At 47.4% G+C, this 11,608-nt stretch carries 7 protein-coding genes; 2 read left to right on the forward strand and 5 right to left on the reverse strand.

Annotation, left to right across the window (positions count from 1 at the left end):
• Window positions 1-63 precede the first annotated feature (63 nt).
• Window positions 64-1,371: a serine hydroxymethyltransferase gene (locus tag AXFE_RS09080; RefSeq protein ID WP_052605549.1), complete on the reverse strand. Its 1,308-nt coding sequence runs from the start codon at window positions 1,369-1,371 to the stop codon at window positions 64-66.
• Between the two features lie 129 nt (window positions 1,372-1,500).
• Window positions 1,501-2,202 (reverse strand): L-threonylcarbamoyladenylate synthase, encoded by a 702-nt coding sequence (locus tag AXFE_RS09085; RefSeq protein WP_052605550.1) that lies wholly within the window; start codon window positions 2,200-2,202, stop codon window positions 1,501-1,503.
• 394 nt (window positions 2,203-2,596) lie between these two features.
• On the opposite strand from AXFE_RS09085, the gene AXFE_RS09090 reads away from it, so the two are divergent.
• Complete coding sequence (locus tag AXFE_RS09090; RefSeq protein ID WP_052605551.1) at window positions 2,597-3,121, forward strand: methylated-DNA--[protein]-cysteine S-methyltransferase; 525 nt, start codon at window positions 2,597-2,599, stop codon at window positions 3,119-3,121.
• Here the strand turns inward: AXFE_RS09090 and AXFE_RS09095 are convergent.
• Window positions 3,118-7,782, reverse strand: coding sequence for an NAD-glutamate dehydrogenase domain-containing protein (locus AXFE_RS09095; RefSeq protein ID WP_052605552.1), 4,665 nt, complete (start codon window positions 7,780-7,782; stop codon window positions 3,118-3,120). The genes AXFE_RS09090 and AXFE_RS09095 overlap by 4 nt on opposite strands.
• A gap of 257 nt (window positions 7,783-8,039) precedes the next feature.
• The gene (gene bluB / locus AXFE_RS09100) at window positions 8,040-8,690 is read right to left on the reverse strand and encodes a 5,6-dimethylbenzimidazole synthase (protein WP_407071680.1); all 651 of its coding nucleotides are present in this window, start codon (window positions 8,688-8,690) and stop codon (window positions 8,040-8,042) included.
• 117 nt (window positions 8,691-8,807) lie between these two features.
• On the opposite strand from bluB, the gene AXFE_RS09105 reads away from it, so the two are divergent.
• On the forward strand, window positions 8,808-10,643 hold the full coding sequence (locus AXFE_RS09105; protein WP_082058618.1) for an ABC transporter ATP-binding protein: 1,836 nt from the start codon (window positions 8,808-8,810) through the stop codon (window positions 10,641-10,643).
• Between the two features lie 202 nt (window positions 10,644-10,845).
• On the opposite strand, the gene AXFE_RS09110 is transcribed toward AXFE_RS09105, so the two are convergent.
• Window positions 10,846-11,608 (reverse strand): IS630 family transposase (locus AXFE_RS09110; protein WP_152625989.1); only part of this gene is annotated, 763 nt, incomplete at its 5' end.

An 11,608-nucleotide genomic window follows, 5' to 3' on the forward strand; every position in this document is an offset into this window, starting at 1 on the left:
CTTCGCCACATAAGATCAGCGTCCTCTTGCACAAATCCTACCCTTTTTTAAAACCCAAATTCCTCAAGCAAAAGGAGGGGGTGGAAATTTGGAACAAAGAATTCCGACCTCTTCACGGATCGACTGTAGGTACTTCTCGTCATCGCGATGGCGTAGACTTCGTCCAATTAGAGTTGCCACCAACTTCATCTCGTCGGCTCCCATACCAGTCGTCGTCATGGCAGGAGTTCCAAATCGCAAACCACTGGTAATAAATGGCGAACGTGTATCATATGGAATCTGATTTCGATTACAGGTAATTCCCGCTAGATCCAGCGCTTCTTGTGCTTCTTTGCCGGATAGATTTGGGTCGAACCGGGTCAAGTCAACCAAGATCAAATGGGTATCAGTACCACCAGATACAATGCGAAATCCCTCTTGCTCTAAGGCACTAGCCAATACTTTCGCATTTAGCACGACATTCTGCTGATAGGTTTGGAACTGCGGGAGGGAAGCCTCCTGGAATGCCACCGCCTTAGCGGCAATCGCGTGCTCAAGTGGTCCACCTTGAAGGCCCGGGAAGACGGCCTTATCGATCGCTTGGGCAAACTGAGAGGTACAAACAATCGCACCGCCACGTGGACCCCGCAAGGTCTTATGGGTCGTGAAGGTCATCACATCAGCGCCCTTGTTCGCACCACCTTCGGAAGATCCAAGTGGATTAGGATAGACACCTCCAGCTATCAGACCTGCTACGTGGGCTGCATCAAAGAGTACTGTCGCCCCAATCGAATCGGCTATAGCTCGCACAGGTTCGACATCAATAATCCTGGGATAGGCGGTAGCCCCAACGACTATCAAACTCGGACGATGAGTTCTAGCGGCCTCTTCCATCTGTTCTAGGTCAATTCGCTCACCGCTATCACCGTCAGCCGCGCTGACCCCATAAGAGACAAATCTGTAATACTGACCAGAGAAGTTCACTGGAGAACCATGAGTCAGGTGTCCGCCTTGGTCAAGCCTCATGGCTAACACTGTGGCTCCTGGCTTTAGAAGAGCCAGATATGCTGCCGCATTAGCGTTGGCCCCGGCATGTGGTTGTACATTCGCGTGCTCGGCGCCAAAAAGCGCCTTGAGCCTATTTCGAGCTAGGTCTTCCACGCGATCGATATAGATATTGCCGCCGTAGTATCGCTTCGAAGGATATCCCTCGGCATACTTATTTGTCAGAATTGAACCGGTCGCCTCTAAGACCGCCTTCGAAGTGAAGTTCTCAGAAGCAATTAGCTGAAGCGTACCCGATTGTCGCTGCATTTCGAGGCCAAGAATTTCAGATAATTCGGGATCAGAGTCCGTGATCGTTGGGTATAGATCTTCAACACCTAAATTCATAACTCAACCGCCGATCTTAAATAGTTATAGCTCTACTCTACCCGAACCAATTGAGGTTTTAACTTCTCTAGAGGCCAAACTAAAAGTGTCAAAAGTTCAAATCAACCAAAGTCGACGTCTCAAATCCGCCTATAGAGTCGAAATAATCTCATCAAATTCTATAGAGCCCTTTCGCAATATCGCCAGCTCACCATCGATTAAAGAGACTACAGTTGAGGATATTCCACTCGATAGGCCGTCACAAACTACGATGGCATCGATGCTATTTTTTAAAGGTAAATTATCATCGGCGAAAATCTCTTTTGACCTCACAATCGAAGGCATCCCATGCAAATTGGCAGAGGTTGCAAAGATCGGCCCCACAGCACAGGTAACTTGTCTTACTATATCATCGTCTGGCACCCTGACCCCAATAGTGCGATCATGCAAATCTCCGCCTCTAAAGATAAGTTCTCTATCTCTGGGGGCAACTATCGTAAGGGACCCTGGCCAAAAGCGCTGAGCTAAAAGCTCAACTTTGCGACGAATCACCTCATCGCTCAAGTCAAAGAGGTCAATGGCTTGTTCAATGCTTCCAACTACAACCGGAAGGGCCATACTTCGCGGTCTGCATTTAATCTCATAGATCCTATCGGCGCCATCAGTATCGATTCGAGAGGTAAGACCATATACTGTATCGGTTGGCAACATAACCACTGCGCCACCCTCATAGAGGTCAAAAAGAGATTCCTTGGTCCACTGCGGGATGGCGCTCGAGAGAAATTCGCTTACGACCCCAAAATCTTCAGTGCCAACTGGCCTGATCAATAATTTAGCTGTTGAACCCTTCATCTCTTAAAATGCTAAATGCTATTGTTGACTTAGGTGGCTAAATTAAAAAGCAAACTCTTTCGAAATTTCAAATTGCTCTAAGTAGCCAAGCTCTCAGGAATCACCAGCAATTCGAGCCAATCGAGTATCTTGGCCGAGTCAATCGAGAACTAATACGCCAAAGTCCACCCTCCAGATCAGAAAGATTGCGCCCAGAGTAGTCGATAGGATAAGGGCAAAGATTCAAATTAGACTTCGAACAAATTTACTTGAAATAGACCCACCAAGCCACAACAACCCAACTGTCGCATTTCACGAAACGAGGACACTGTCATCATTTTCATTAACCTCATAGAAAAGAAGATGCAAAAATCCAATGGTCAATAAAAAGAAGTAGAAAAAAGGTTAGAACAAATTGATAAGTACAACAACGCTAAAGCTACTAGATCGCGATTTTAGAGTGGTCTTTGAAGAAGGTGGAATAATATCCAGCGACTTTGTCTCTCCTAATTCCGCTTCAATCCCGGGCGGTCTAGATTTTGTATCGCCACAAGACGCTCAGAAGAGTACAGAGCTGCATGCTCTTCAAGAAAGGATACAAGAGGCGATAAATGCCTACAACAAAGGCAGTTTCTTGGAGATTGGACTGATTCCACGCTCTTTAGGGTCATCGACAACCGCCAACTTTATCGCTATAGCTCAAAATGCTATCGATTCGATCCCTCCAGGAACTGTCATATCCTATGGAAAATTGGCCGATCGATCTGGTAACCCTAAGGCTCACAGGGCTGCAGCCAGGGCATGTTCCACAAACCCCATTCCCATCTTTCGGCCATGCCACCGAGTGATCCGCTCTGACGGATCCCTCGGTGGCTATGCCTTTGGTCTAGAAATAAAGAGAGATCTCTTGGCTCACGAGAACTACTTTAGGAGTAATTAGATGCCAACAATTGCCCTAAGGCGTCTGGTGCCAACGACTAGCATCGCCAATCGATCGCTACCGGCATCTTTGTCGAATGAAGAACCAGGCTCGTCTATATAGATTGATCTCGCAAGTTCAGAGGCTCCCCGCTCTTGGTAGGCTGCCAACTTTGCCCGCCGATCGCTGGCTTTGTCAAGATTAACTATCGCCCTAAATGCCCCAATATGCACCGAATCTATCTCATCACGAATCGCAATTCGCACCTGTCGCTCCCAACTTGTGCGACGCGGAAGTGCCATTGCCGCATCAAGCAACTCTGGCACCGCAAGGGTCTCTCCAACTTCAAAAAACATGCCAGCTAAATCTGAAATTGAGTTAGTTGGGTACATGCCACAAAGATGGGTGATCTCCATAATGGAAGTGGCAAAGCTCGATAGCTGCCAAAGTCGAAATGCACCAGCACTCCCTGGAGCATATTTAAATTGAGCTGAAGTTGGGAAACGCTTTCGATACCTCTCCGTAAGCAACTCCTCAAAATTGTCGATCAGAAAAGATGAAGTAGACCTAAATCGATCAAGATCGGCTATCCGAGACTCTCCGATATCACGCAAGAGCCACCTTGTCGCCCTCTCCTGAAATCTAACCGCTCCGGTAAATCCAACTAGAGCGCTATCAAATCGAAGTTGAGTATCGCCCATCAACCTCCAAAGTTTATTAGAGGTATCAAAGATCGAATCGACCTCTAAGAATCGCGCCACAACCTCAACGACGTCCCGGCGAGACTCTTCCACTGTTCGAGTTAGATAGCTAACCCCAGCAATATTGACAACTAAATTCGCGACTTGGTTGGCAACCAACTCGGGCCAAAGGGGGTGGTCTTCGATGTCATGAGAGACCGCATCACGAATAGAATCAGGAAAATATTGCAACCCTCGCTTGGAAAATATGTCCAGCGCTTCCACGTGGGCCTGCCCTAAAAGGGACTTTATCTTCAATTTCTCGTAGGCGAGTAGCACCGACAGTTCTGGTCGAGTCAGAGAGTATCGGCTACCCAACTGCTCATTGTCGGGAATGAACTCAACTCTTCGATCCAAACCACCATCACGCTCTAACGCATCCACCGCTTCTATATAGGCGCCTCGCATCTGATCGAACTCTGAACTTGCCAGTGATAGCGCCCAGTTCTGCCAGATGTTGTCAGATAAAACTAGATCCTCAATGGCTCCTGTAAGACCAGAGAGCAAAGTATCTCGCTCATTGCCCTTCAAGCCAGAGGTGTGTTGATACAAAATCTTTAGATTTACCTCATGATCAGATGTATCCACGCCAGCAGAGTTATCGATGGCATCTGTGTTGATCAGAATCCCCTTTTGAGCCATCTCAATCCTTGCCAATTGAGACAACCCAAGATTTCCACCCTCACCTATGACCTTGGCGCAGACATTGGCTGCGCTAATTCGCACCGAATCGTTAGTCTTATCGCCGATATCACTATCTGATTCACCTGATGAACGGAAATAAGTTCCGATTCCTCCGTTCCAAAGCAGGTCCACAGGAGATGAAAGAATGACTTTGATCAGGTCGTTTGGGGCATATTTCCCGCCGACCGTTCCCAATGAGCGAGCTGCCTCCTCTGAGAGGGTAATTGACTTGAGGCTTCGAGAGAAAACGCCTCCTCCAGCGGAGATAACCGATTGATCGTACTCCTTCCATGAGGAACGGGGGACTCCAAAGAGCCGCTCTCGCTCATCAAAACTCGCTTCAGGGTTGGGATTTGGATCAAGAAATATATCTCTGTGGTCAAAAGCCGCCACTAGTCGTATGGAGCGCGATCGAAGCATGCCATTTCCAAAGACGTCGCCACTCATATCGCCGATACCAACTACAGTTATCGGGTCACGCTCTGGGTCAATCCCAATATGAGCAAAATGATGGCGGACTGACACCCATGCTCCCTTTGCGGTAATTCCCATATCCTTGTGGTCATATCCAGCCGAACCACCAGAAGCAAAGGCATCGCCTAACCAAAATTGGTTTTGCATCGCGATTTTATTTGCCCGATCCGAAAATGTTGCGGTACCCTTATCGGCTGCAACCACCAAATACGGGTCATCGCCATCGTATATCTTGCCAATTCTAGGGTGTAACACTTTCGTATCTACAATGTTGTCAGTAATTGAAAGCAACCCTGATATGAATGAGTCATAGGCCGAAGTGACAGAGTGCTCATCGCGTTTTGAACCTCGGAGGACAAATCCACCCTTGGCGCCATGGGGAACGATGACAGCATTTTTCACCGCTTGAGCCTTCATCAACCCCAAAATCTCAGTTCGGTAGTCATCTAAGCGATCCGAGTATCGAATTCCACCACGGGCCACCAAAGAAGATCGCAGATGGATCCCTTCCACCGTCGGAGAAAATACATAGCTCTCGATCATTGGAACCGGCTCAATCAAGCCAGGCACCCGCTTGGAATCAAACTTTATAACGCCAGCATCGCCTGGGTGCTCTCGAACGTGCAGATTTGTACGCAATGTCGCATCACAGATAGCCACAAGGAGCCTAAAGAAGACGTCGTGTTCGAGAATCTCAATCTGATCAATCTCAGAAAGAGCAGTCGCCCTTTTGGCCAGAGATTCATCATCGTTAGTGAAGTCCCAGAATCGACTTGCAAAGTAGTTGGCTAACCCTCGAGCAACGCCTGGATAGGAGGCAACGATAGTGACCGCATGGTCGATAGATAATCCATTCGTCGTAAAGCGTTGATAGTAAACCAAAGTCCTCAACAAGACAACTGCTGTGGCATCTAGGCCAGAACGAAGCACGAGAGAGTTCAATCGATCTGAATCAAGTCCAAAGAGAAAGACATCACCAAAGACGCGCGCAAAGAGAACTAGCCGTTCATGCACTATAGTAGAGTCATCCCCAGCTAGCTGGACCCCCAGATCATAAAGCCAAATTGGCGCGCCATTGGAAGGTGAGACCATCTGATATGGAACTTCATCCACTACCGACAAACCAAAAGTCTCTACTAAAGGAAGCAGATTCGACAGGTGTCGCCTCTCGCCAAGATGAATTATTCTAAGACGAATATCAATATTAGATCGAAGTTCTATCAAAGGATGACGATCGACCTCCGAGGTAAATCCAACCCAAATACCGTCGGTCTCAAGTGCCGACTCAATTCGATCTACATCATCAGCTCCGATGCGGGCACTATAGTCATTCCTATAAGCTCCGTCAAAGACGTTTCCGTAGCGATGTGCCAAAGTGGTTCCAAGCCGGTCACCATGACGATTGAATAACTCTTCCTCAAGCTTGTCATACCAACTTCTTGAGACACTAATGCCAACCGATTGAATTAAGTTTGAGTACTCCAAAAGGTTCGCTATTAGGTCTGTGTCGTCGAGGGCAACTACGTCGATATCCACTCGGGCCATCCGAGCATCAATTCTCGCCTCAACGCAGTGAAATTCGACGTTCTCATTATTCAAAGCATTAAGTTGAGCTGCGATTGTGGCATCCATACCGGTCTTGTATCTAATGGTAGGGACGTAAAGGTAAATCCGTAACGCTTCATCACAGCACAGACACGAAATAAAGGTTGCAATTTGATTAGTCTCACGGGCAATCAAAAGAGATGAAATTATATCTTGAAGTTGCGACTGGTCTATCAGCGCAAGTTCGATGCGCGCAATCATTGCGACAAGTTCATTTAGTTCACGATAGGAGTAGCTCTCAACTGGAATATTGAGAAGTTCGCCTAGCTTAGTTAGGCGATTTTCAAGGTCCATCCCGCTAGCGAGCATAGCTTTGGAGCCAAGTCCAACGATGTAACCTGATTCGTTACCTTGACCATCATGAGCAGGACCAACTATCAATGCCTCGGTAGCCATTACGGGTGAAATCACATTGACCAGGTGTGGCCTCTTGGAGTCCTTGGAAAATGACCTTTGAATTCTAGAAGCTTCATCTGGTCCCAAACGCTCTAAAATTCCGCTATTTGAAGGCCCTATTCTTGCTCCCAATGGAACAAATCCTTCGTCATCTCCAAAAAATGCACCTTGCGTCCAAGTCTTATAAGACTGGTCCCTATAAAAGTCTGCGTTAGAAGAATTGATCAGATTCAAAAATGAAAAAAGGTCCTCAAAAGCACTATTTAGCGCCTCGAGTTCCAGCTCTGTTGGGTTAGCTTTTACATCAAAGTGGATATAAGACTCAACTCGACCAGAAGCTTCTTTGGTTCCGGTTCGATATGCATCTACAATATTTAATTCGCTATCGCGCTCTAGCGTTAAAAGCGGATGTAGTGTTACTTCGGGAAAATAGCCGAACCTCCCGAGTATTGCTACGAATGAGTCGACTAGATGCGCCTGATCGATCGAGGCTACATCGATGGTCAAGAGATGCTCACCATGGTCGCTAGCCGAGGTTTGCCCCTCATCTCCCAACAAAAAAGCGTACTCATCTTGTCCTAGCCGAATCGCTAATTCCAAAGATGTTTCAAGGTAAGGAACGATGCGACCCTCACCAAACAACCTCTCGAAGCTGGCGTCAAACGAAGCGGCAAGTACATCGACAAAGCGCTCCTGTCCCTTCGTCAGCTCAACTCCTACTTGAGCAAGCCTCTTGGACCAACTCCCATTACTATCAGTTCCGTCCCCTGAAAAGCTAACCATTCCCACCCCTTTGTGATCTATCAGTCAACCGTTAGTCAACTTACATTCATATTCTGATAAATAAGCAATTTTTTGCGATTGATTATCGAAAGTTATCCAACTTCACGTGTTGTAATTAGCGCTGTTGATGAAATCTACCAAGAAGAGCACCTTGCTATCTCCTATTCGCCGAGATATGACTCTTTCTTGAATCTATCGATTGACATCGCATAAGTTTGGCCAAAAAAGATAAGACCAATGAGGGCACATGAAATAGATCAGAGGTCCAGCTTCAAGCGTTCACCGTAGCGATTTTGAAAAAGTGCTTCTTCAAGGGGGCGACGCCCTCTCCAGTTGAAGCGCTCCAAATCTGGAACCTCCATAAGCGTCGAAATGGGTCCAAGACAAAGCCATGCGATCGGCCGTAGCGGAGAAGGGATCCCGACCAGATCACAGAGGAAGGACTCTTGATAGAACGATACCCATCCAACGCCATATCCTTCAGCGGTAGCGGCTAGCCAAAGGTTCTCAATGGCCAAGCACACCGAATAAAGTCCTGTTTCATCAATAGTATTGCGGCCCAAAATTGCTGACCCACCCCGGCTCGGATCATAAGTCACTACGATTCCGATGGCTGACTCCATGATTCCTTCGATCTTGATAGGGTTGAAAGTCTCCTGCGCTTCTCCAATAAGCCGGTCCGAAAACTTAGAACGCTCCACCAAGACGTGATCTCGAAAGTCGATGCGGATAGCGTCGTCGTCCACAAGAATAAAGTCCCACGGTTGAGTCATTCCGACTGAAGGTGCCTGATGCGCAGCTCTCAGAATACGTTTCAGTTTGCTTTGATCCATCGGACCACCGATGAACTCATTCCTCACGTCCCGCCGCATCTGAATGATTTCGTAAAAACCATCTATGTCTATCAAATGAATACTCCGTTCTAAGATCTCTTCAACTGATAACTCATCATCACAATCAACAGGTTGAATGAAATTCAATTTTTGACGTTACAAATAAGATAAATAAAAGTAAAGGTCTACCATATGCAATACATGCGCTATGCGAGAACTAGCGGCGATGGGGACAATACCAAAGACGCGATCTCCAAGGCAGCCATCCTTCGGGCCTGGTCATTTTTAGCTAAATATAAACGGATGCTGATCGTCTTTGTTCTCCTAATAGGCCTTGGGCGGCTAATCGATCTCGCACCCCCACTCATTACAAAGTCAATCATCGATACAGCGATTCCCAAAAGATCACTCTCACTGCTATATCTTCTAGTAGGAGCAGCGCTCGCCGCGACTGTCACATCCACGACAATCAGTGTCGCTTCGAGATGGATCAGCTCAAAGATGGGTGAAAGCTTAATACTTGACCTTCGCTCTGCACTCTTTGCGCATCTTCAACGACTTCCCATTGCCTTTTACACAAAGAGCCAATCTGGTTCGATAGTGTCGCGCCTCAACAATGACGTCCTCGGCTCCCAACAGGCAATATCGATTATTTCAAGTGTCTTTTCCGACGTTTTGACTTTGACATTCACACTTTTCATAATGCTAAAACTCTCACCGTCCGCTACTGCAATAGCCTTAGTAACCATGCCGCTCCTTGTGGTAGTAGATCGAAAGCTGGGGCGCCGAATCGCGCCATTGGCAAGGAATCAGATGAAAGCCAATGCTCAACTATCCAATCTAACCACCGAACGAATGAACGTCTCAGGCGCTCTTTTAGTAAAGCTTTTTGGCAATGTGACAAGAGAGACTCACAATTACGACTATCGAGCTGGAAAACTTCGAGATTCAGGGATCAAATTAGCAGTAGCTGGTCGCCTATATGGAGCAGCAGTTTCATTGATTGCGGCACTTGGCGTTACTGGTATCTACCTTATAGGTGGACGTCTCGCCTTGGACCGCCAACTAACCATCGGCACCTTGGTTGCGCTGACACAATTTGCCACCAACCTCTATACACCAATTACCGACTTGGCAACTCTCAAGGTAACCCTTTCTCAGTCTTTAGTCTCTTTCGATAGAGTTGCAGAGGTACTCGCCGTCGCACCAACCGTCACAGATCCAGAGTTTCCCAAAGCCATCAAAGAGATAGAGGGCAAAATCGCCTTCGAAAATGTCGATTTCACCTACCCTGACATTGAAACGCCCTTTTCAGAGGCGCCAGATGTGCAACCTTCAACCACGGTAGCGCTCGAGTCCATATCATTTATCGTTGAACCCGGAACAATGACGGCCATTGTCGGGCCTTCAGGTGCTGGCAAGTCAACAATTGCTTCGCTCATTTCACGCCTCTACGACCCAGATGCGGGAGAGATCTCTCTCGATGGTATCAATCTCCGTGAAATCTCACTTCAAGACCTGAGCGACCATATAGGAGTAGTATCACAAGAAACATTTCTCTTCCACGACACCGTAGCGTCAAATCTGCGTTTCGCCCGTCCTGATGCGACAAATGAAGAACTTATAGCCGCAACAAAAGGGGCACAGATCTATCAAACGATCATGGAGATGCCCGATGGGTTCGACACATTAGTCGGCGAACGTGGATATAGGCTCTCAGGAGGTGAGCGACAGAGACTTGCAATTGCTCGCGTTTTTCTAAAAAAACCTGAAATCGTAATCCTAGATGAAGCAACCTCTCATTTAGATACGGAAAATGAGGCAGCAGTTCAGAGCGCCCTCTTTAACCTACTCTCCAACCGAACCTCGATAGTGATCGCCCACAGACTCTCTACGATCGTCGCCGCAGATCAAATCGTTGTAATCAAATCCGGGAAAATCGCTGAAAAAGGACAACACGCTGAACTGCTGGAGAAAAAGGGAGTCTACCGAGACCTCTTCGAAACCCAACTTGTCCTAAAACAATAGCCACCTGAACTTTTAGCCGCCATCTGCTAGGCCAACAATAAAACCAAGCAAGTCTCATGATTGCTTTGAATCGATCAACCGCCCATATCCTTGAAGCCTCATTGGAAAATACCCATGTCTATGAATTTCAAAACCGGAATCTTTTTTTTGGAGGTCAACACCTATCTGGATCTAGTATCCCCTCTCATAAGTTCCCTGAGTTCTAGTTCCCCAGATACTTTGCCATCGATGCGAATATCTCGTCAGCTGTCTTTACCCACCTAAATGGTGTTGGGTCTTGGTTCCAGCGCTCTGCCCAGGTGTTGATCGAAGCAACGAGTTGCTTTTGTGACTTATGGGTGGATGTGTGGAGCATTTTGGTAGTCAGTTCCGAGAACCATCTCTCAACCAGGTTCATCCACGAGGAGTAGGTGGGTGTAAAATGGAAGTGGAATCTCGGGTTTTTTATGAGCCAGGCCCGTACAGCATCGGTTTTATGCGTTGCATAATTGTCCAGGATGATATGGACTTCGAGTTCTTTTGGAACTTCTTTTTTCACCTGATCCAAAAAGGCTATGAACTCGATCGCCCGATGAGCCTTTGTGGTGTTGGTGATCACCTTGCCAGAGGCAACATCAAGTGCTGCAAAGAGATTTGTTGTGCCGTTGCGTTTGTAGTCATGTGTTTGCCGCTCTGGAACAAAAGGTCTCATGGGAAGCAGTGGCTGGGTTCTATCCAACGCCTGGATCTGTGTCTTTTCGTCAATACATAGTACCAGTGCAGCATCAGGGGGATTGAGATAGATCCCAGTTATGTCGCGGACCTTTTCGGTAAAGGCCGGATCGGTACTGATGTTGAAGTATCCCAAGACATGGGGCTTGAGGCCAAAGGTTCTCCAGATACGTGAGATGCTCGCTGGTGATACCCCGATCCGCTTGGACATTGAAGACGTCGACCACTGGGTAGCAAGCGGGGGCTCTTCTTCC

Origin of the sequence: Acidithrix ferrooxidans, assembly GCF_000949295.1 — a bacterium.
Lineage (GTDB): Bacteria > Actinomycetota > Acidimicrobiia > Acidimicrobiales > Acidimicrobiaceae > Acidithrix > Acidithrix ferrooxidans.